At 65.3% G+C, this 21,334-nt stretch carries 21 protein-coding genes; 9 read left to right on the top strand and 12 right to left on the bottom strand.

All coding sequences use genetic code 11. From position 1 onward, the window contains the following. Positions 1–45: 45 nt before the first annotated feature. Positions 46–3,303: an isoleucine--tRNA ligase gene (gene ileS, locus AV929_RS14160; protein WP_064288569.1), complete on the bottom strand. Its 3,258-nt coding sequence runs from the start codon at positions 3,301–3,303 to the stop codon at positions 46–48. 52 nt (positions 3,304–3,355) lie between these two features. Further along, on the bottom strand, positions 3,356–3,547 hold the full coding sequence (locus tag AV929_RS14155; protein WP_023843467.1) for a hypothetical protein: 192 nt from the start codon (positions 3,545–3,547) through the stop codon (positions 3,356–3,358). Between the two features lie 84 nt (positions 3,548–3,631). Between AV929_RS14155 and AV929_RS14150 the strand changes: the two genes are divergently transcribed. The 3 genes from AV929_RS14150 to AV929_RS14140 are packed head-to-tail and all read left to right on the top strand — an operon-like array spanning position 3,632 to position 5,489. Next, positions 3,632–4,255 carry a uracil-DNA glycosylase family protein gene (locus AV929_RS14150; RefSeq protein WP_044952092.1) on the top strand — a complete coding sequence of 208 codons (624 nt, stop codon included), beginning with the start codon at positions 3,632–3,634 and terminating at the stop codon, positions 4,253–4,255. Between the two features lie 34 nt (positions 4,256–4,289). Then, entirely contained in the window at positions 4,290–4,718 is a 429-nt protein-coding gene (locus AV929_RS14145) for an HIT family protein (protein ID WP_064288568.1), read from the top strand. Between the two features lie 42 nt (positions 4,719–4,760). Further along, complete coding sequence (locus AV929_RS14140; protein ID WP_064288567.1) at positions 4,761–5,489, top strand: ParA family protein; 729 nt, start codon at positions 4,761–4,763, stop codon at positions 5,487–5,489. Here the strand turns inward: AV929_RS14140 and AV929_RS14135 are convergent. Continuing rightward, on the bottom strand, positions 5,486–5,860 hold the full coding sequence (locus tag AV929_RS14135; protein ID WP_050037256.1) for a universal stress protein: 375 nt from the start codon (positions 5,858–5,860) through the stop codon (positions 5,486–5,488). The genes AV929_RS14140 and AV929_RS14135 overlap by 4 nt on opposite strands. 391 nt (positions 5,861–6,251) lie before the next feature. On the opposite strand from AV929_RS14135, the gene AV929_RS14130 reads away from it, so the two are divergent. Further along, positions 6,252–6,989, top strand: coding sequence for a ribonuclease H-like domain-containing protein (locus AV929_RS14130; protein WP_064288566.1), 738 nt, complete (start codon positions 6,252–6,254; stop codon positions 6,987–6,989). Between the two features lie 100 nt (positions 6,990–7,089). Here the strand turns inward: AV929_RS14130 and AV929_RS14125 are convergent, their stop codons facing one another. From AV929_RS14125 to AV929_RS14120, 3 genes are all read right to left on the bottom strand, one after another. After that, entirely contained in the window at positions 7,090–7,395 is a 306-nt protein-coding gene (locus AV929_RS14125) for a hypothetical protein (protein WP_023843468.1), read from the bottom strand. 149 nt (positions 7,396–7,544) lie between these two features. Then, positions 7,545–7,712 (bottom strand): hypothetical protein, encoded by a 168-nt coding sequence (locus AV929_RS22420; protein ID WP_014041663.1) that lies wholly within the window; start codon positions 7,710–7,712, stop codon positions 7,545–7,547. Between the two features lie 120 nt (positions 7,713–7,832). Next, on the bottom strand, positions 7,833–8,465 hold the full coding sequence (locus AV929_RS14120; RefSeq protein ID WP_050007537.1) for a rhomboid family intramembrane serine protease: 633 nt from the start codon (positions 8,463–8,465) through the stop codon (positions 7,833–7,835). 90 nt (positions 8,466–8,555) lie between these two features. Between AV929_RS14120 and AV929_RS14115 the strand changes: the two genes are divergently transcribed. Together AV929_RS14115 and AV929_RS14110 are read left to right on the top strand one after the other, a co-directional pair. Continuing rightward, entirely contained in the window at positions 8,556–8,846 is a 291-nt protein-coding gene (locus AV929_RS14115; RefSeq protein WP_064288565.1) for a hypothetical protein, read from the top strand. Positions 8,847–8,852: 6 nt separating this feature from the next. Then, positions 8,853–9,302, top strand: coding sequence for a DUF123 domain-containing protein (locus AV929_RS14110; RefSeq protein ID WP_064288564.1), 450 nt, complete (start codon positions 8,853–8,855; stop codon positions 9,300–9,302). On the opposite strand, the gene leuS is transcribed toward AV929_RS14110, so the two are convergent. From leuS to AV929_RS14085, 5 genes are all read right to left on the bottom strand, one after another. After that, positions 9,303–11,978: a leucine--tRNA ligase gene (leuS, locus tag AV929_RS14105; RefSeq protein WP_064288563.1), complete on the bottom strand. Its 2,676-nt coding sequence runs from the start codon at positions 11,976–11,978 to the stop codon at positions 9,303–9,305. A gap of 498 nt (positions 11,979–12,476) precedes the next feature. Continuing rightward, a complete protein-coding gene (locus AV929_RS14100; protein ID WP_050038257.1) occupies positions 12,477–13,523 on the bottom strand; it encodes an ABC transporter permease in 1,047 nt (348 codons plus the stop codon). Between the two features lie 10 nt (positions 13,524–13,533). Continuing rightward, positions 13,534–14,814: an ABC transporter permease gene (locus AV929_RS14095; protein WP_014041668.1), complete on the bottom strand. Its 1,281-nt coding sequence runs from the start codon at positions 14,812–14,814 to the stop codon at positions 13,534–13,536. Continuing rightward, positions 14,811–16,367: an ABC transporter ATP-binding protein gene (locus tag AV929_RS14090; RefSeq protein WP_014041669.1), complete on the bottom strand. Its 1,557-nt coding sequence runs from the start codon at positions 16,365–16,367 to the stop codon at positions 14,811–14,813. The genes AV929_RS14095 and AV929_RS14090 overlap by 4 nt, the downstream gene beginning before the upstream one ends. Before the next feature lie 174 nt (positions 16,368–16,541). Then, the gene (locus tag AV929_RS14085) at positions 16,542–17,693 is read right to left on the bottom strand and encodes a BMP family protein (protein WP_064288562.1); all 1,152 of its coding nucleotides are present in this window, start codon (positions 17,691–17,693) and stop codon (positions 16,542–16,544) included. 157 nt (positions 17,694–17,850) lie between these two features. Here AV929_RS14085 and AV929_RS14080 point away from each other — a divergent pair, with 157 nt between their 5' ends. Next, complete coding sequence (locus AV929_RS14080) at positions 17,851–19,044, top strand: inorganic phosphate transporter (protein ID WP_064288561.1); 1,194 nt, start codon at positions 17,851–17,853, stop codon at positions 19,042–19,044. A gap of 38 nt (positions 19,045–19,082) precedes the next feature. Here AV929_RS14080 and AV929_RS14075 read toward each other — a convergent pair whose 3' ends face one another. Continuing rightward, positions 19,083–19,514: a universal stress protein gene (locus AV929_RS14075; RefSeq protein WP_064288560.1), complete on the bottom strand. Its 432-nt coding sequence runs from the start codon at positions 19,512–19,514 to the stop codon at positions 19,083–19,085. Positions 19,515–19,879: 365 nt separating this feature from the next. Here AV929_RS14075 and AV929_RS14065 point away from each other — a divergent pair, with 365 nt between their 5' ends. Together AV929_RS14065 and AV929_RS14060 are read left to right on the top strand one after the other, a co-directional pair. After that, positions 19,880–20,488 carry an IMP cyclohydrolase gene (locus tag AV929_RS14065; RefSeq protein WP_064288559.1) on the top strand — a complete coding sequence of 203 codons (609 nt, stop codon included), beginning with the start codon at positions 19,880–19,882 and terminating at the stop codon, positions 20,486–20,488. Between the two features lie 76 nt (positions 20,489–20,564). Beyond that, on the top strand, positions 20,565–21,263 hold the full coding sequence (locus tag AV929_RS14060) for a metallophosphoesterase (protein ID WP_014041674.1): 699 nt from the start codon (positions 20,565–20,567) through the stop codon (positions 21,261–21,263). Positions 21,264–21,334 lie beyond the last annotated feature (71 nt).

Here is a 21,334-nt window from a genome sequence, read left to right as displayed (position 1 = left end):
GAGGGGCAAAAAAACCCCGCTCGTTGTAACGCGACTGCATGCCGCTTAATCCGACGCCTCAGCCGCGGCGACCGGTGCTATCGCGATTTCCATCTCAATCCCTTCGACGTCCCACGTTTTTCGATGGCCGTCCTCGACGCCGCCGAGTTCGTCAGCCCGAACCTCCTCTTTGATGAGCGCCTCGTGCTCGCGGACCAGCGAATCCACGCGCTCGTCGTCGATTGCCAGGTCCACGACGATGCGCTCCTCGATATCGAGTTCGAGGTCCTTTCGCATCTCTTGCACGCGGCGGATGACCTCGCGGGCGTACCCCTCGCTCTCGATGCCTTCGGTGAGCGCCGTGTCGACGTAGACGACGCCGCCGCCATCGAGCGCAGCGAACTCCGTCCCGGTGACGCCCTCGGGCGTCTCGCGGCGGAACGCGACCATCTCCTCGGTGAGGTCGACGTCCTCACCGAGCGCCTCGCGTACTGTACCTTCGAGGGTATCGAGTGACTGCTCGGCGACGCGGGCCTCGTTGAGCGCGTTCATGACGCGGCCGGCGTCGTCGCCGAAGGCCGGGCCGAGTTCGCTCATGTCGGCCTCGGCGGAGTACTGGAGTTCGCCCCACTCGTCGTCAGCGCCGACAACCTCGACGGCGCGGGCGTTGAGCCGGTCGGCGATGATAGCTTCCTGCGCGCGGACCGCGTCGGCCACGTCGTCGCTGTCCACGTCGACGACGACGCGGGTGACGGGCCACCGGAGCTTGCGCTCGGCCTGCTGGCGGGCGTTCGAGCCCGCCTCCTCGACCTCGCGGACGACCTCAATCTCGCGTTCGAGCGCGGGGTCGTGCAGGTCGGCGTCGACCTCGGGCCAGTCGCACATGTGGACCGTCGGGTGCCCCGAATCACCGGTGAGCGCACCGTACACCTGCTCGGCGACGAAGGGCGTAAACGGGGCGAACAGCGCGGCCACCGATTCCAGCACGCGATAGAGGGTGGCGTAGGCGGCCTGTTTCGAGGCGCTGTCCTCTTCTTCCCACATCCGCTCGCGGACGACCTGAATGTAGAACCGGGAAACGTCTTCGACGACGAATTCGAGCAGTTCGTCGACCGCCTTGTCGTTCTCGAAGTCGTCCATCGAGTCGGTCATCGCCTCGGTCACGGTCTGAAGCCTGGAGAGGACCCACTCGTCGACGAGTTCGAGGTCTTCGCGGACATCCTCGACTGTGGTCTCCTCCGGATTGAAATCATCCGCACGCATGTACGGCAGCGGGAAGCGCGCGACGTTCCAGAGGATGTTGAGCCGCCGTTGCATCTCGGCGGTCTCCTCCCAGGAGAAGTTCATGTCCTCGCCCTGGGCAGTCACCGACAGCAGGAACAGCCGCATCGGGTCGCGGCCGTGCTTCTCGATGACCTCGTGGGGATCGATGAGGACGCCCTTGGACTTGGACATGCCGCGGCCGTCGGGCATGTTGGCGTAGCCGTGCATCAGCACCTGCTTGTACGGAATCTCACCGGTGGCGGCGGTGCTCATGCCCAGTTGCGACCAGAACCAGCCGCGGGTCTGGTCGTGGGCCTCCATGATGAGGTCGGCGGGCCACAGCTCCTCGAAGTCCTCAGTCTGTTCGGGGTAGTCGACGGTCCCCCACGTCGCCACGGAGGAGTCGAGCCAGACGTCGAACACGTCGCCGACGCGGGTGTAGGTCGTGCCGTCCTCGGTGATGGTGAGGTCGTCGACCGTGCCCTTGTGGAGGTCGACGTTTTCGGGGTCGATGTCCTGGTCGACCCGCTCGGCGAGTTCCTCGCGGTCGCCGACGACGATGGCGTCGTCCATGTCACCGGACCAGTCTTCAGGGAGCCAGATGGGGATCGGGATGCCCCAGTAGCGCTGCCGCGAGACGTTCCAGTCCGGCGCGTCCTCAACGAAGTCCCGGAAGCGGTTATCGCGGGCCCACTGCGGGTACCACTCGCTGTCCTCGATATTCGCAAGCAGTTCGTCCTTGATGTCGGTCACCGTGATGAACCACTGGTCGGTAACGATACGGACGATGTCGGTGTCACAGCGCCAGCACTGCCCTTCGCGGACGGTGTGGCCAGATTCACTGGAGAGCAGGACGCCGTTCTCGTCGAGGTCGTCGATGACCTCGTCGTTGGCGTCGCGGACGAACGTCCCGGCGTACTTGCCCGCGTCGTCGGTGTAAACGCCGTCGCTCCCGACCGGACAGAAGCTTTCGAGGTCGAGTTCCTGTCCGCGCTCGAAGTCCTCCTCACCGTGGCCGGGCGCGGAGTGGACGAGGCCCGTGCGGTCGGCCTCGACGTAGTCGGCGGTGTACACCTGCCCAGAGCCCTCGCCTTGGGCGTGGTCCGGCACTTCCTCGGCCAGCGGGTGCTCGTACGCCCAGCCGACCATCTCCTCGCCGGTGAGTTCCTCGACGACCTCGTAGTCGTCGTAGCGGCCGGCCTTCAGCACGTCCTCGACGCAGGCCTCGGCGACGTAGAGCCGTTCGGTATCACCGTCTTTCTCAGCGTCGACGCCCACGTAGTCGAGGTCACCGTCGACGGCGACGAAGGTGTTGGCGACGATTGTCCAGGGCGTCGTCGTCCAGATGACCAGACTGCCCTCGCGGCTCGCGGTTTCACCGCTCGCTCGTTCCGAGGTCTCGCTCCGCTCGCCCTCGCGGTCCGCCAGCGGGAACTTGACGTAAATCGACGGCTTGCCAACGTCGTGGTACTCGACCTCGTTGTTGGCGATGCCAGTTTCACAGCGCGGACACTGGTTGATAGAGCGCTGGCCCTGTTCGACGAGGCCGCGCTCGTGAGCCTGCTGGAAGCCCCACCAGGCGGCCTCCATGTACTCGGGGTTGACCGTCTTGTAGGGGTCGTCCCAGTCCATCCAGACGCCGAAGTCCTGAAAGTCGGTCTGGAGGCCTTCGAGTTGTTCCTCGGCGAAGTCTTTGCACTCCTCGATGAAGTTCTCCTCGCCGAAGCGCTCGATGTCTTTCTTGTTCTCGAAGTCGAGGCGCTCCTCGACTTTCGTCTCGATGGGGAGGCCGTGCATGTCATAGCCCGGCCGGTCAGTGACGTCGTACCCCTGCATCCGCAGGTAGCGGATGTAACAGTCCTTCAGGGTCTTGTTCCACGTCGTCCCCATGTGGGCCGCGCCGGAGGTGTAGGGCGGCCCGTCAACGAAGAAGTAGTCCTCGCCGTCGGCCCGGTGGGCCTTCGTCTGCTCGTAGGCGTCGACGTCGTCCCAGTACTCGAAGATGCCGTCCTCAACGGCGTCGGGGTTGTACTGGTCGTCGACAGCGGCGAAACGTTCCATACCGGCACATTCGCCGCCTCCAATAAAGGACAATCGGTTGTATGTGTGCTGTTCAGGGCTCGCGCTCACGCTGGAGGAGCAAGCTGACCGTCTCGCCGGTCTTGTCTGTGAGCGGAGCGGCGACATGCCACCCCTCGGCTCCGAGTTCGTTCAGTTGTTCGACCGGCGGCGTGACCTCGCCGCCGAGTCCGGCGATCATGACATCACTGTCAACCTCGATAGTGCGGTACTCGTAGGAGGGCATACAGATGCTGGAGCGGCCACCGGCGATAAACGTCTTGTGGTGGCGACCGCCACGGCTTTGCCGCCGACGGCCGTGCCAGCGCATGTGCCAGCGTTCCCGACCGACGAGCAGCAAAACGCCCTCACAGAGGACTGCCGACGCTGCCCGGAACTCGCCGAGAGCCGGACCTGTATCTCGTGGGGCAACGGCCCGCCGTCGGCCGACCTCGTGGTCATCGGCGAAGCACCGGCTGACGGCGACCCGGAAGCCGAGCAGTGGCGGGGCGGCAACCTGACCGGGATGGCCTACACCTCGCGGCGCTCCGGCCGGAAAATCCGGCAGGTGCTCGCCGACGCCGGGTTCGGCCACGACGACTGCTACTACACCAACGCCGTGAAGTGCCATCCGCCGGAGAACCGCGACCCGACCGACGCGGAGTTGGCGAACTGCCGCCCCTACCTCGTCGAGGAAGTCGAAGCAATCGAGCCAGCGGCGGTGCTGACCACCGGCAAGCACGCGACGAAGACCGTGCTGGCGCTGGACGACGACAGCCTCGACGGGTTTCTCGACAGCGTGCTCGACCCGCTGCAGAGCGAGGCGCTGAGCGTTCCCGTGGTCCCGCTGCTCCACCCCTCGTATCAGGAGGTCTGGCTCTCGCGGCTGGGCTACAGTTACGACGAGTACACGGCGGCCATCGCCGACACGGTCACCAGTGTCGATGACACCTAGAACCTTCTTGTGACCGCCGGACACAGGGACGACCATGAGCGAGGACTGCATCTTCTGCCAGATTGTCGCCGGTGACATCCCGAGCCGAACCGTCTACGAGGACGACACCGTGTTCGCGTTCCTCGATGCAAATCCCCTCTCGCCGGGGCACACGCTCGTCATCCCGAAGGCCCACCACGAACGGCTGAACGACACGCCCGCCGACGTGGCCGCGGAGGTGCTGTCGACCCTGCACGAACTCGTCCCCGCCGTCGAAGCAGCGGTCGACGCCCCCGCCAGCACGGTCGCGTTCAACAACGGGGAGGTCGCCGGCCAGGAAGTCCCGCACGTCCACGGCCACATCATCCCGCGGTTCGAGGACGACGGCGGCCGGCCGATCCACGCGCTGGTCAACGACCGCCCCGACCTCTCTGATGACGAACTGGACGCCATCGAGGACGATATCGTGGCCGAACAGGCGTAAAATTCCGTATCTTTTTATCGAAAGATAGTCCAACAGCGACGCATGGGGGTTCCGACGCTCGCGTTCGTAGGGTGTACCGGTGGGGCTGGAACGACCAGGCTGACAGTCGAGACGGCGGCGACGCTGGCCCGGGGTGGGCGGTCCGTCGCCGTCGTCGACGCGGCCTTCGGCACGCAGGGACTGGCAACGTACGTCGACGGGCGACTCGACGCCGACGTGACTGCGGTAGCCGTCGGCGACGTGCCGGTCGACAGCGCGCTGTTCGAGTGGGATATCGACGCCGACGGGCGGGTTGCGCTCTGTCCGGCCCACGCGCCGTTCGAGCGCCTCGCGCGAGCGAAGTCAGCCGAGAGCGCACAGACGCTCGAACGGGCTATCGAAGAGGTGGCCGGCCGGTTCGACCACGTCCTGCTCGACGTGCCGCCGATTGCGTCGAATCAGGCCGTCGCCGCTGCCACGACCGCACAGCGGCGGGCGCTCGTGGTGCCGGCCAGCCGGCGCGGCGGCGACCTCCTTCCGAGACAGCAGGGCCGGCTTCGAGACATCGGTGCGCCGGCCACAGCCGTCGTCGCGACGCGTGTCCACGGCGATGACAGCGAACCCGTCGAGGACGCCGCACACACGGTTCCGCACATCGGCGCGGGCGCGCCCAGACCACTTGCGACGGACCCCAACTCCGATGTCGCACCGACCGTCGCCGCGATGGCCGAGGACCTGCTCGATGTCGACCTCGGTCTGACCTTCGAGGACGATGGCCTGTTCTCTCGCTAGGGAAGCGGGAGGACGATGACTGGGCGGTCGACCCGAGCCAGGATTTCCTGGGCCGTCGACCCGACGCCCTCGCTGTCGTCGGTTCCGCGATGGGGACCGATGAGGAGTTCGTCCGGGTCGTGCTCGTCAATAGCCGCCAGTATCTCCGTTACTGGCTCTCCGTCCTTTGTTTCTGTTGCGGGCATGAACGATGCAAGCCGCGACCGGGCGACATTGACTGCGTCGCCCGCGTCGCGCGACGGTGCATCGGGGTCGCGGACGGCGACCACGATGACGTCGTCATCAGCTGCCGGGTCGAGGCGCTTCTGGAGGTAGTCAGCGGCGGCCGCAGTGACGTGGACCGAGTTGGTGGCGAGTAGAAACGTCGTCATGGGCTACTCTGTGGCGTCGCTCGGCTTCGTGCTTTCGCTCGTCAGCAGCGCCCACAACGAAGGGCAGCTATACAGGTAGCAACAGAATCAGGGGCGTAGCATACACATAGCGGCTGGCTACTCATATACGGGACTCCTTGCGAAGCCATGCCCCTATCCGAAACCCCGGACCCGGTACGGTTCGTCTGTCCGTTCTGTGAGCGGACGTTCGGCCGGCCCCAGTCAGTGTGTGATAGCTGCGATAGCACAGTCGTCGTCTCCGTGGAAAGTCAATCAGTGTACAACAGCATCCTTCCGATGTGTGGACATTAGGCGGGGAGGGACATGACGCTCCGGTGGCCTGTCACGCGCACCGACGGGCTTACATACAGCCCAACCTGTACCCGAGAGCGTGCGCGTCGAGAACAGTTTCATCGGAACCGACGGTGTCGGGGAGAAGACCGAGCGGTCCATCTGGGAGCAGGGCGTGACTCACTGGGACGAGTTCGAACCGTCCGTCGTCGGCGGCCAGCGCGGCGACCGAATCCAACAGTTCATTGACGAGGGGCGGGACCGCGTGGCCGAAACCGACGTGTCCTACTTCGACCACGCGTTTCCCAGCAGCGAGCGCTGGCGACTGTACGAGACCTTCCGCGAGCGGGCCTGTTTCTTCGACATCGAGACGACCGGACTCGATCAGGACCGCAATCAGGTGACGACGGTGAGCCTCCATCAGGACGGGGAGACGCAGACGCTCATCGCCGGTGACGACCTGACCGCCGAGAACCTCCGGGCCGCCTTCGACGGCGCGGACCTGCTGGTGACGTTCAACGGCAAGCGATTCGACGTGCCCTTCCTCGAAGCGAACTTCGATGTCAATCTCGACCGCCCACATCTGGACCTGATGTACACCTGCAAGAAAATCGGGCTCTCCGGCGGCCTCAAGCAGGTCGAGCAGGACATCGGCATCGAACGGGACCGACCGGACATCTCTGGCCGGGACGCGGTGCGGCTCTGGCGGGAACACGAACAGGGCCGAGACGGTGCACTCGAAACGCTGGTGTCGTACAACCGGGAGGATACAGTGAACCTCAAGATGCTGGCCGAGACAGCCACCGAGCGGCTTGACGAGCAGGTTTTCGTTGGTTGACAAACCGGTCGTGAACCGTCACCATACCCCCATTGTTTCGAGTGGAGTGTGGAAGTGTGACGGAATATCAAATGATCCTGGTGAACCCAGGCGTATCGAGTTATCGACTCCAGAAGGGCGTATGCCCGTGTCCGAGAACGATAGAAGCGACGTGCCAGGCAACAAGTTCGAGGAACAGCGCCGTATCCTGTCCGGTGCCGACGCCGTAGAGCGACGGGAGATACAACAGCGGCAGTAGTACGGCTCCCCAGAACGCGAACGGTCGGACACCGACGAGCGTCACGGTCCAGACTCCGTGGACCGCAAACACGAGCGTGTCGAGGTATCGGCCGGCGTCCGTCGGTCGTAATCTATCGGTGTCGCTCCGTTGGGGCAGCGGGGGGCTATCGCTGCTCGATGACCCCACTGTCACTCACCCTGTCTGGCCTTGGTATCATTGGTCGAAACAACAGTATACCGCACCTAATCGGTGGTTGTTACACATATAGGCGGCCGCTTCGGCGTGTCTATGTATATTCACGTCCACGGTTTCTGTCATGTCTGTTCCAGCAGGAATCACACCGGATTCACCGCGCCCTCACAATCCGGACACGTCGCGAGCATCCGCGGCCAGTCGCCGGCCGTGTCGTACGCGATGACGAGATTCGCTGCGGGAATCCTCACGTCACAGACCGGACACCTCCCCAGCGGTGGGTCGGCCGTTTCTATGTCACTGTCCCACATACACTGCGCTACGCACTCAGTACATATTGTTACCAGGCACCTACGAAGTGTGGGGCCAGTTGTATCAGCAGCGTCCTATCAGAACGGGCGTGGCGAAACTGTCTCGGAACGACGTGCTGCTCAGTAGTTGGCGGCCTCGGGCGTCTGTGACGAGTCCGTCGGCCGCAGCAGGTGGACGCGCCCGGCAAGGAACCCTAGCAAAAGGCCGGTGAAGTGTGCGATGAGCGCGACGCCAGGGTTTGCGGTCGCGAGGGTGATCGCGGCGGCAACAATGCCGGCCAGCGCCAACTGGACGCGCGGCGCGAGTTCGAAGCCCCCGATGACAGTGTCGGTCAGGCGGTTGGCAGCGAGCAGGTAGCCGAAGAGGGCAAACACCGCGCCGCTGGCCCCGAGCACGGAGACGTGGCTGACCATCCCGGGGACCAGCGGGCCGACGAGACTGGTAATCGAAACCTGTGAGACGCCGGCGAGTGCGCCGGTCGAGACGAAGAAGGCGTGGAACCGGAGCGGCGACGTCCGGCGTTCGAGGACGACGCCGGCGAGAGCCAATCCGACGGCGTTTGCGAGGAGATGTGACAGGCCAGCATGTGCGTACACGCTTGTAACGAGCGTCCAGGGACGACTGAACAACGGGGGCGAGAGGGCGAACAGGCTCCGCGGGGCGGTCACCACGCCGACGGCCTGCTGTGCGAGGAACACAGCACCGATGACCGCCAGCGTGACCACGGTTGGGCTTTGTCGCAACGGCTTCATTGTGCCGATATTGTCGCTCTCAACACAAGAAACGCTCGGACAGCCCTCTGTTTCAGAACGCATAGGTGGCATCGTCGCGTTCGTTCGCGTATGTCCGACCTGAGCGAGACGCTCGCCGCGGCGTTCGCCGACGAGACCGACGACGAGATCGCACAGACAGCCGCCGACAACATCGCCGACTTCGCCGAGGAGTACGACGAGGAGCTGACGAGCGACCGCGTCACCGACCTGCTCGCGGACGCGCCATACGACGACTTTGGCCGCCGGTTCAACTGGGTCATCGGCGAACTCGCCGCGGAAAACGAGGACTGCACCGACTCCCGGGCGTTCCGCATCGACGGGTTTGGCGAACTCGCCGCCGACCCCGACATCGGGACCTGAGCGCGCATGCCTGGCGGGACCTACACGCTGGTTCTCGAACGGGACGCCAGCGGGCCGATTGCAGTCGGCGCGCTGGGCGAAATCGAGTTCCCGGCGGGCTGGTACGCCTACACCGGGAGTGCGCTGGGCAGCGGCGGCTTCGGCCGCATCGACCGCCACCGCGCCGTCGCCGAAGGCGACAACGACACCCGGCACTGGCACATCGACTATCTGCTCGGCGACGCGGCGACGACCGTCGACCGGGTCGTCACGACCGAGGCCGACGTCGAGTGCGCCGTCGCCAAACGGGTCGACGGGCCGGCGGCAAAAGGGTTCGACCGCGTCGACGCCTTCGGCTGCTCGGACTGTGACTGCCGCTCGCACCTGATACGCCACGAACAGCGGGAGAAGTTGGTCGACGCAGTGACCGGCGCCCACGAGGCCGCCCAGGCGGAAACGACGGCCGCGACCGAGTAGTCAGGAGATGTGGATCGCGGGCTTGTTCGGTCGCGCCTTGGCCGCGAGGTCGTCGTCGGGTGCGGCCCGCCGGACGACGACGTCACAGCCGAACTCGTCTTCGAACAGCCACGCGGCCTGCTGGAGCGTGTTGAGTTCGCGTTCGCCGTCGATGATCGGTTCCAGTCCCGCGCCGCGGTCGGCCAGGCGGTCGGCGAACTCGGCGGCCGCGTCACCGTGCTGTTTGATGTCTTCGTCGGCCATGATTTCGCCGACGATGGCGTCGTCGGGGTCCGACTCGCGGGCGATCTCGTAGGCCCGGTACTTCCAGTCGGCGGCGACGACGAGTTCGATCTCGTTCGGTTCGTCGATGTCGACAACCTCCGTGATCTCGCGCACGTCGTCGAGCGTTCGCCGGACGACCTGGCGCTCGATGCGATAGTCCTCCACGTCCCGGAGCGGTTCCGGCCACCGGCTCTCGGCGACGAGGCCGTCCTCGTCGAGCAGCTGCCACATCTCCTCGGCGAGGAAGGGGGCGATAGGCGCGACGAGGCCGGCGAGCACCCGCAGGCCGCGACCGTAGGCGAACTGGTAGGGCCGGTCGTAGCCCGCGTAGCGCCCCAGCAGCCGGGCGAACCGCTGTAGCTCGCCGATGACGCGGTGGAACCGGAAGCGGTCGTACTCTTCGGTGACGGCCGCGATAGTCCGGTCGATTTCCCGCTCCAGGTACGCGTCGTGGTCGGTGCTTTCGGTCCGTGTCTCGGTTCTGTCAGTGTACTCCGTGACAAGTCGGTACAGCGTCTGCTGGAAGTCGTAGGCCGTCGAGACGTCCTTGACGGTCCACTCGAAGTCCTGGGAGGGGTGGGCCGCCGAGAGGACGAACAGCCGCGTCGTCTCGGCCCCGTACTCGTGGGGCGCGATGTCGTTGCCCTTCGACTTGGACATCTTCTCGCCGCTGTGGAGCACCGTTCCCTGATTGATGAGCCGCTCGACGGGCTCTTCACGGTCCAGCAGGCCGATATCCGACAGGGCACGAGTGAAAAAGCGTATATAGAGGAGGTGGAGCACCGCGTGTTCCTCGCCGCCGACGTACACGTCGATCGGGAGCCACTCGTCGGCGGTTTCCTGGTCGAAGGGGGCATCTTCGAAATGCGGCGACAAGTATCGCAGGAAGTACCACGAGGAGTCGACGAACGTGTCCATCGTGTCCGTCTCTCGCACCGCGTCGGCCCCGCAGTCGGGACACGTCGTCTGCTTCCACTCCTCAGCCGCATCGAGGGGATTGCCGGTCGTCTGGACGTAGTCGGGCAGTTCCACCGGCAGGTCGTCTTCCGGAACCGGGACGTGGCCGCAGTCGTCGCAGTGAACGATGGGAATCGGCGTCCCCCAGTAGCGCTGCCGGGAGATGAGCCAGTCCCGCAGGCGGTAGGTCACCGCGGACTCGGCGGCCCCGTGCTCGCGCAGGCGCTCGCGGGCGGCGGAGCTGGCGAGCCCGTCGTACTCGCCGCTGTCCGTGAGCATCCCGTCGCCGGTGTAGGGCGCGTGCGGCAGGTCCGTCCCGCTGCCGTCGACCGGTTCGACAGCCTGCTCGACGGGCAGGTCGTGTTCGTCGGCGAAGGCGTGGTCCTGTTCGTTGTGGGCCGGCACGCCCATGACCGCGCCTGTTCCCACGTCATCCAGCACGTACGCCGCGACGTACACCGGCAGTTCCTCGCCGGTGTAGGGGTGGGTCGCGGTGAGGTCCGTCTCGACGCCGCTCATCCCGGCGTCATCCGTGCTCGCCACTGATTCCACGTAGTCGGCGACGGCGTCGTCCGTCTCGGCCAGCGCTCGCGCGAGGTCGTGGCCCGGCGACAGCGCCAGATACGTCGCGCCGTACGCCGTGTCGAGTCGCGTCGTGAACGCCTCGACAGTGTCGTGGTCGTCGTGGTCGACCGAAAAGGCGACGCGAGCACCTTCTTGTCGACCGATCCAGTTGCGCTGGCTGTCCCGAACGCCGTCGGGCCATCCCTCCAGGTCATCCAACCCGCGATACAGCTCCTCGGCGTAGTCGGTGATGGCGAAGAACCACTGGTCGAGGTCGCGTTGCTCGACGCCGGTCCCGCAGCGCCAGCAGACGCCGCCGTGGGTGTGGCTGTGGCCAGTGCCGGCAGTCGTTTCGCCTTCATCAGCTTCCGGCGGCGTTTCGACCTGCGCGTCAGCAAGCACTGTCTCACAGTCCGGACACCAGTTCACCGTCGCCGCGCCGTAGTCGACCAGTCCCTCGTCGTAGAACTGGGTGAACAGCCACTGGTTCCACTGGTAGTACTCGGGGTCACAGGTGGTGACTTCCCGGGACCAGTCGTAGCCAAAGCCCATCTCCCGGAGGTCGGCTTTCATCTGGTCGATACACGTCCGAGTCCAGGACTCGGGGTCCGTGTCCCGCTCGTAGGCCGCGTTCTCCGCCGGCAGGCCGAACGCGTCCCACCCCATCGGGTGAAGCACGTCGTCGCCGGCCATCCGCCGGTACCGAGCAGACGCGTCCGTGATGGCGTAGTTCCGGATGTGCCCCATATGCAACGAGCCAGAGGTATAGGGGAACATTCCCAACACGTACGTCGGGTTCTCGGCGTCAGTGGGGCATTCAAACACTCCGTCTCGCTCCCAGGCCTGCTGCCAGTATTCTTGAACCCGGGCGTGGTCATATCGGCGCGACATTTGCTACCTCGTCCTGTGCCTGCCGCGCACATGAGTGTTCGGCTAGGATTGGACTATTCTCTTCCAGTGGCTACCAGAAAGTCCCGAGGCGCTGGGCTCCTGCGGCTCGCTGCGCTCTCTGCTCACGGCGCGGAACGCCGTTCGCACGTTCCGAGGGACCGCAGGTCCCTCGCTCCTCACTTCGTTGCGGTGCTTGTGTCGTGGTCCGAGAGAGCAGAGCTCTCTCATCATCCCGAAAATCGAAGATTTTCGGACGATCTCGAACGCCCAGCGCCTCGCCCCTTTCATCCCCACCCATAGCCGGTTGGCCAATCCACGCTGGGCGGGACTGAAAGGGGCCGCACCATCGGCGAACCCCGGCGCAGCAAGCACTGGCGCGAACGCAGTGAGTGAAGGGCGCAGCAAGCCGCGGGAGTCGATAGTGCGGGGGCTTTCTGGCTGTTCGCATTTGATCAACTGCTGCGGGCAGAAACAAGTCCAGAGAAGGTTGTGTCTAGCTCATTCCTCGCCGGACTCGTAGTGCTCGCCAGCGGCTTCTGGCAGGCGGGTTTTGCCCACCAAGGCGAGGACGACGATGACGGCGACGAACGGAATGGCCTGGACCAGTGAATCGGGGACGGCGATGACATCGGCTGTCTGGAGGCGCAACTGGACGGCGTCGAGGCCGGCAAACAGCGTCGTCGACAGCAGCGCGCCGACCGGGTTGTAGTTGCCGAACAGATAGGCGACGATGGCGATGAACCCCTTGCCGTTGACCATCGTCGGGCCGTTGCCGGTGAACTGGCCGATGTTGATGGCCAGCGCGGCCCCGCCCATCCCCGAGAGGACGCCGGAGAGGAGGACGGCTGCGTAGCGGACGCGGGACACGTCGACGCCGGCGGTGTCCAGCGCCTTCGGGTTCTCGCCGGCGGCCCGGACCCAGCGGCCGAAGGTGGTGCGGTTCAGCACGTACCACGACGCCGCCACGGCGAGGAACATGATGTACACCGCGGGCGAGGCGTCGAACAGCGCGCCGAAGAACGGGATGTCGGCCAGCGCCGGGACTGTTATCGTATCGAAGGTGCCGACGTTGCTGGTGTTCGGCCCGCCGTAGAACACCTGCGAGGCGAACGGCGCGAGGCCGAGCGCGATGAGCCAGACGGCCAGGCCGGCGATGATCTGGTCGGCGCGGAACTCGATACAGACGACGGCGAACACGGCAGCGAGCAGCGTCGACGCGACGATGCCGATGAGGAACCCGAGCCACAGCGAGCCGGTGGCGTCGGCCCCGAAGATAGCTGCGAAGGCCGAGATGATGAGCAGGCCTTCGAGCCCGATGTTGATGATGCCGCTCTTCTCGGCGAAGATGCCGCCAAGCGCGGCCAGCACGATCGGGACCGAGAGCCGTAGCGTCGAGGACAGCGTCGATTTCGAGGCCAGTACCCAGAATATCTGACCGGGCGTCGACGCCGGCGCAAGGAGGCCGAATCCGGCGAGGACGGCCAGTAGGAGGAACGCCGCGGCGGCGATGAACAGCCGGCCTGACATCGACGAGAGTCGCTCCATGGCGCTGTCGTTAGTCATCGGCACCACCTCCCGCGGTCGCGGTGGCCTGTCTGTCGCGCTGTCCCCTTGCGAGCCGCCGACCGATGATACGGAAGAACTCCGGCATCGCGACGAACAGGATGATGAGCCCGCGCAGGACACCGACCAGCTGTGGCGGCACGTTAGTCGCGAACGCCACCACGTTCGAACCGGACTTGAGGACGCCGAACAGGAGCGCGGCGAAGACGGCCCCGATGGGGTTGTTGCCGGCGAGGATGGAGACGGTGATCCCGTCGAAGCCGTAGCTCGGGATGCCAGTCTGGAACTTCCCGAGCGTCATCATCACGAACACGGCCCCGCCGATACCACCGAGTGCACCGGACAGCGTCAGCGACGTCAGGATGGTCCGGGCGGAGTCGACACCGCCGTACTCCGCGGCCGCGGGCTGGATGCCGGCGGTCCGCAGGTCGTAGCCGAAGGCCGTGTGTTCGAGCAGGTAGTAGACGCCGCCGACGAACAGGAGCGCAATCAGGAGCGCGAGCAAGGAGAAGTCCGTCCGCGGGTCGAACAGGATCGAGGGGAACTGTCCCTCGACGGGCAGTGTTCGGGTCTGTGTCGCCTGGCTCGTCGGGTCGGCGAAGTGGTTCCGGACGAGATACAGCGAGACCCGGACAGCGACGAAGTTGAGCATGATAGTGGTAATTACCTCGTTCGCGTCGGCGTAAGCTTTCAACGCGCCGGGTATCGCACCGTAGAGGCCGCCACCGATTGCGCCGGCGAGCAGCCCGAGCGGGATGAACAGAACGAGGGCGATTGTTCCGGAGACCAGCGAGCCGGCCCACAACACCGTCAGTGCGGCCGCCAGCGCGCCGATGATGAGCTGGCCCTGCGTCCCGATGTTGAAGATGCCCGCACGGAAGGCTAAGGCGACCGAGAGTCCGGTGAACACCAGAATCGTCGTCTCCCGAAGCGTCGCCGCGAACTGCGCGTTCAGCGGCGACCAGCCGCCCGTGAAGGGGTCGCCCAGTGCGCCGAGGAACAGGCGGTTGAACACGTAGAACGGGTCGTAGCACAGCGTCGTGGAACCAAAGGAAAGTACCGGCGACCGACACGTCGCCATCAGTCCCGCAGCGGTGACGATGACCGTCCCGACGACGAGAGAGAGCAACAGCGCCGAGACGGCGATGAGAATCCGCTCGCCGACGGAGGTCTGGCCCAGCCTGATGAGTCGCTGCCGGTACTGTGACCACCGGTCGTCCGAGGCCGGTGCCGGCGGGTCGTCGCCGTTCCGCGACGGGCCGTCGTCGCTCATTGGTGACCCTCCCCGTTCGCCGCAATGGTCGGGACGGCGTCAGGTTGCTGCCCGGCCATCAGCAGTCCGAGCTGTTCCTCGGTCACGCGCTCGGGGTCGACGATGTCGACGATCTCGCCCTCGTAGACGACGGCGAGACGGTCCGAGAGCGACTGGACCTCGTCGAGGTTCGAGGAGATGAGCAACACGGCCCGGCCCGCTTCGCGGAGCGCGTTGATCTGATCGTGGATGAACTCCATCGACCCTACGTCCACGCCGCGGGTGGGGTGGGAGGCGACGACGAGACGCGGGTCCCGGGCGAACTCCCGGCCGACGACGAACTTCTGCTGGTTCCCGCCGGAGAGGGACTTGGCGTGGGCGTTGGCATCCGGCGGCCGAACGTCGTACTCTTCGATTATCTCCTCCGCGTGGTCGCGCGTGTGGTTCCAGTCGATGCGCCCCTTCGAGGTGTAGTCGGCCGCGTGCTGGCTCCCTAGCAGGCCGTTCTCGACGAGGTCGAAGTCCATCACCAGTCCCCGCTCCTGTCGGTCTTCCGGGATGTAGGCCAGCCCGGCCTCGATGCGCTCCCGGCGGCTGTCGGTGGTCCGGTCGACGCCGTCGTAGGTAATCGTCCCCTCGTCAGGCATTTGGAGCCCGGTAATTGCCTCAACCAGTTCCGACTGGCCGTTCCCGTCGACGCCGGCGATACCGAGTACCTCGCCGGCCCGGACCTCGAGCGAAATCCCGTCGACTGCGCGGACACCCCGGTCGTCCTCCACGACGAGGTCCGAAACCGCAAGAATAGACCGGCCCGGCTCGGCGGGCTCCCGGTCGAGATCCAGCAGCACCTCTCGGCCGACCATCATCTCGGCCAGTTCCTCCCGAGTGATGTCGTCGGCCGGCACCGTCCCGACGTTTTTCCCCTCGCGCAACACAGTGATTTCGTCGGCAGCCTCCATCGCCTCGCCGAGCTTGTGCGTGATGAAAATAATCGTCTTGCCCTGGTCGGTCAGCTCTTCGAGCACGCGAAAGAGATCTTCGACTTCCTGTGGCGTGAGTACTGCCGTCGGTTCGTCCAGAATCAAGACATCCGCGCCGCGATAGAGCGCTTTGAGGATCTCGACGCGCTGCTGGACGCCGACACCGACATCTTCGATTCGGGCGTCGGGGTCCACGTCGAACCCGTACCGCTCGGACAGTTCACGGACCTGTTCTCGGGACTGTTCGCTGTCAACCGTGAGTCCAAGCCACTTGCGGGGCTCGTTCCCAAGCGTGATGTTTTCGGTGACGGTCATCGGATCGACCAGCATGAAGTGCTGGTGGATCATACCGACACCCTCGTCGATGGCGTCGCGTGGCGAGTCGAACTGCTGTGTCTCGCCGTGCACGTTGACCGTCCCCTCGGTGGGCTGGTAGAGCCCGTAGAGGACGTTCATCAGGGTGGTTTTTCCCGCACCGTTCTCGCCGAGCAGTGCGTGAACCGTCCCCTTCTCAACCGCCAGATCGACGTCGTCATTCGCGACTACCCCCGGAAACCGCTTTGTAATACCATCGAGGTGGACGGCCTGTTCCATACTCTGAGCCGTTACCTTCCCGTTGTTTTAACTTCACGGTTCCACATGTCTGGCAAAAATATGCGGCAACCGCGTGTGTGGCCGCGGTGACTCGGACGGATTGTTGTATATTATTTTCGGATAATTCCGACCGCGGAGGCGGAACAGATCGGCAAATCGCTTTAACGATCCGTCTCAGGCGTTGTCGGGGTCAGTCGGAACGCTGATGTCGCCGTCGATGATACTCTGGCGGACCTCGGACACCTCGTCTTTGACGCCCTGTGGGATCTCCGAGCCGAGCTGCTGGCCGTACACCGCTTCGACACCGTTCTGTTCGAGACCGAGCGTGTTCACGGCACCGCCCTCGAAGTTGTCGTTGACGACGGATTCGACCGACGTGTACACCGCGTTGTCGACGCGTTTGACCATACTCGCGAGGATGACGTCGCTGAAGTCCGCTTTCGTGACCGACTGGTCGCGGTCGACGCCGACTGCGAAGCGCCCCGCCTCCTGGGCCGCACGGAACACGCCGGTCCCGGTGTTGCCGGCCGCGTGGTAGACGATGTCAGCACCGGATTCGTACATCGAGAGGGCCGCCTCCTGTCCGCCGGAAGGGTCGTTGAAATCGCCGACGTAGGCCGACTGGACCTCGACGTCCTCCTCCGCGTGCTTGACGCCGGCTTTGTAGCCGGCCTCGAAGCGACCGATGAGGTCACCCTCGACACCGCCGACGAAACCGACGCTCGCGGAGTCACCCTGCGTGGATCCGGCTCCAGCCGAGAAGTCCTGACTGGTCAGCTTCGCAGCCATCAGTCCGATGAGGAACGAGCCCTGATGCTCACCGAACACGTACGAGCCGACGTTGTCCGCCTCGACGACGGAGTCGACGATCATGAAGTTCTGGTCCGGGTATTGTTCGGCGGTTTCTGTAAGGGCGTCCGCCTGCAGGAAGCCGATACAGCAGACGAGGTCGTAGTCCGGGTTCGAGGACTGTGCGTACTGCTGCTGGAGGCTGCCGAAGTCCTGTACCGCTTCCGGCTGCGACTCGTCGTATTCGATGTTTAGCTCGTCTGCTGCCCGAATAGCACCGGTCTGGGCCTGGTCGTTGAACGACCCGTCGCCGAGTCCGCCCGTCGCGTACACCATTCCGATACGAGCGGCCGGACCACTGTCGCCGCCGTCTCCGCCGTCTCCGCCGTCGCCGCCGTCGCCACCGTCGCCGCCGCCAAGGCAGCCGGCTAACCCGATTGCAGTTGCGGTACCAACACTACTGATGAACGTGCGTCTTCGCTGTGACATGTCCCACCAGCGGTGTCGATAGGCGTTAAAGACTTCGGTGTCGCACATTAGCCACATCGGCGACAAACCATGGCAAGGCGGGCCGGTTACTGTTCGCTGTCGACGCCGCGGACATTTTATGTACTGGGTGTGAACGGCTGGCAATGACAGTCTGGTCGCGTTCACACAGCAACAACTGGCAGGCTCAAGCGGAGTTCAGCACGCGGTGACTACCGTCGTCTTCTGGGCGCTGGTCGTCCTCGCGACAGTCACCGGCCTTGTAACGGCCTGGACACTCGGTGCGAACAGCAACTCACCGCCGTTCGCCCCAGCCATCGGTGCAAACGCCATCTCGACGATGCGCGCCGCCTTCCTGATCGGCATCCTCGCCGCGCTGGGAGCGCTGACACAGGGTGGGAGCATCTCGGAAACAGTCGGGGCCGGTCTCATCGACGGCGTCGCAATCACCTCGCTGGCGGCAGTCGCCGGCCTGCTGACCGCGACTGGGTTCATGGCGTTCGGTATCTACTCGGGCTACCCCGTTCCGGCGGCGTTCGCGACGACGGGCGCGATGGTCGGCGTCGGCCTCTCGCTCGGCGGCGACCCCGTCTTCGACACCTACCGCCGCATCGCCACCTTCTGGCTGCTCGTCCCGCCCGTCTCGGGAAGCCTGGCCTATCTCACCGCGACTGTGTTACGTCGGGACGACATCCCCGAAACGGTCGGCGTCCCGTTGCTCGCCGGCGTTGTCGGCGGTATCGTCGCCAACGTCCAGTTGAGCATCATCCCGTCGCCTGCCGGCACCGACCAGGGCTCGCTGGCCGGCTTCGCCGCGATGGTCACCGGGACGGATATCGCCGCCGTCGCCGCGACGCTGCTCGTCGCCGCCGGGAGCTTCTACTACATCCGCCTGCAGACACAGGCCTCCGTCGACAAGGGTATCAAGACGTTTCTGGTCGTTCTCGGCAGCGTCGTCGCCTTCTCCAGTGGCGGCAGTCAGGTCGGCCTCGCGACCGGGCCACTCGAAAACCTCTACGGTACCGAACTCGGCCTCCCCGGGATCGTGTTGCTGGCGCTCGGTTCCGTGGGTATCCTCGGCGGCGCGTGGATGGGTGCCCCCCGCCTGCTACAGGCGACCTCCCGCGAGTACGCACAACTCGGCGTCCGCCGCTCCATTGCGGCGCTGGTCCCCGGCTTCATCATCGCACAGGCCGCCATCGCGCTTGGCATCCCCATCTCGTTCAACAACATCATCATCTCCGGAGTCATCGGCGGCGGCCTCGCCGGCGGCTCCGCCGGGGTCTCGCGCCGGAAGATAGGCGTGACTGTCGGGTTCTGGCTCATCACGCTCGCCACCAGCGTCGTGATCGGCTTCGGCGTGTATCAGGGGCTGGAAGCCGTCCTCGGCAGCCAAGCGTGAGTCGCCGCGTGCTGTCTCCGAGTCGTCGGCGTCGGTGACTATCGGACGACCGTCACTGTCACTGGCGCTTCGCTGACGACCGCCGTCGCGACCGTTCCGAGCAACCGCCGGGCGATCTCGTTTCGCGTTCCACCGTGGCCACCCATTACCACCTGATCCACGTCGACCGCCTCGACGTAGTCCAGAATCGTTTCTGCCGGATCACCTGTCTCGACAGCCGTTTCGATCTGCTGGCCGACCTCGCTGGCCTGCTGTGCCGCCCGGTCGACGAGATTCGTGGCCCGTTCGTCAGCCGCCGCCCGGCGATCCGCGCCCGGTTCGAGCATCCCACCTTCGCTCATTCCCGTGTCGAGCGGCGCAACGACGTTCAGGACTGTAATCCGACAGTCAAACGTCTCCAGCGCGTACGTCAGCGCCTCGTCAGCCAGCGGTGACCCGTCCAGCGGGACGAGGACGTGTGTCGGTGTCATATGTTCTCTCTGGAAGGGAGCTACAAGTAGCCAGGGGCAAGCGAGGCGTTGCTGGTTCCGTCGGCACCAGAGAATAGTCCAGTAACAACGACGCTGTCGCTCACGAGTTGTTCGCCACAGAAATAGTCCATCCTGGATTCGAACCAGGGTCGAAGCCCCCAGAAGGCTTCAGGATTGGCCTCTACCCCAATGGACTGTGCGCACTCTACAGTATCGGGTGCCCCTTTGTAAGCGTTGCGCGATTCGGTCGGACATGAAGCGTGTCAGCAGCCCGCACAATACTATCGGGAAGACAACAGCGTAACGCCTACGCTAGACGGCAAGACATCGACAGCGCTTTTTCGGGGTGCTGTGCACACTCGCGTATGTACGTTGGACGATTTGTCGTCGTCAGTCCCGAGGTCGGTGCGTACCGTGTCTCCTCGCGCTCGTTCCCCAACCGCCAGGCAGTCCAGCGCGACGGGACAGTGACCGTCGAGCCGACGCCAGACGCGCCGGAGACGGACAACCCCTACATCTCCTACAACGGCGTCCGCGTCACCGAGCGCGGCGCGGTCATCGGGAACGGTTCTCACGTCGACCCAATCGCCGAAAAGCTCGAACTCGGCTATCCGGCACGGGACGCTATCGCGGAGCCGCTCCTCTCGCTCGACTTCGAGAAGGACGACTACGACACGCCGCGGGTCGCCGGCATCGTCGGCGTCGACGGGGCGGACCCGACGACCAACGCCGACGGGCCGGGGGCGGTCATCGGGACCGTCCGCCGGGACGCGCTGCTGGTCGAGGAAGTCACCGAGCCGACGCTGGTGGCGACCTACGAGGAGGACAGTCCGACGGCGTTCGACCTGGCCGCGACCGACGCCAGCGAGGTGGCCCGCGAGGTGTACGACCACGAGTACGAGCACGCCGTCTGTTCGGCCGGCGTCGCGGGGTCGGCTGGCGAGTTCGACGTGGCAGTGTACAACGGGGAGTGAGCAGATGGCCACGCAGCGGACACAGATACTGAGCCAGGACCGACACTCAAGACCCCACAGGGGGTAGACACTAGCAATGGAACTCGGCATCCTCTCTGATATCCACGGCAATCGGGTGGCGCTAGCGGCGGTGCTTGCGGATATGCCGCCGGTTGACGGGCTGGTCTGTGCGGGCGACGTGGTCGGCTACAACCCCTGGCACGCCGACTGTGTCGACGCGATGCGGGGGCACACCGATGGGCTCCCAGCGGACGTTCCCTGGCCGACCGAAGAAGTCCCGACGGTGATGGGCAACCACGACAGGGCGGTCGCCGCCGAGACGCCGTTCGCGTTCAACGGGATGGCCCAGGCCGGCGTCGAACACGCCACGGAGCAGTTATCCGACGAGCAGATCGAGTGGCTGGCGGCGCTGCCCGACGAGCGCCGCGTGTGTGACGGCCGGGTAAAACTCGTCCACGGCCACCCGGACGACCCGGACCACTATACGTTCCCCGAGGAATTCGGCCCGGACCTGCTGGGCGACGAGGACGTACTCGTGATGGGGCACACACACCATCAGCACCACGAGGTGTACGAGGACGGCATCGTGATGAACCCCGGCAGCGTGGGCCAGCCCCGCGACAAGGACCACCGGGCAGCCTACGCCGTGCTCGACCTCGCGGACCTGACTGTCGAGGAGCACCGCGTGGCCTACGACACGAGCGAGGTCATCGACGCGGTTACCGACGCTGACCTGCCGCGGCAAATCGGTTTCCGGTTGACACAGGGCCGGTAGCCCGGGAACAGCACGTCGGCTGTCGTCGGTAGCCTGCAGATACTGCAGCGGGAGGAGGGGATTTATGTCCG

Source organism: Haloarcula sp. K1, assembly GCF_001647155.1.
Lineage (GTDB): Archaea > Halobacteriota > Halobacteria > Halobacteriales > Haloarculaceae > Haloarcula > Haloarcula hispanica.
This window is presented reverse-complemented; position numbering and strand designations above follow the sequence as displayed.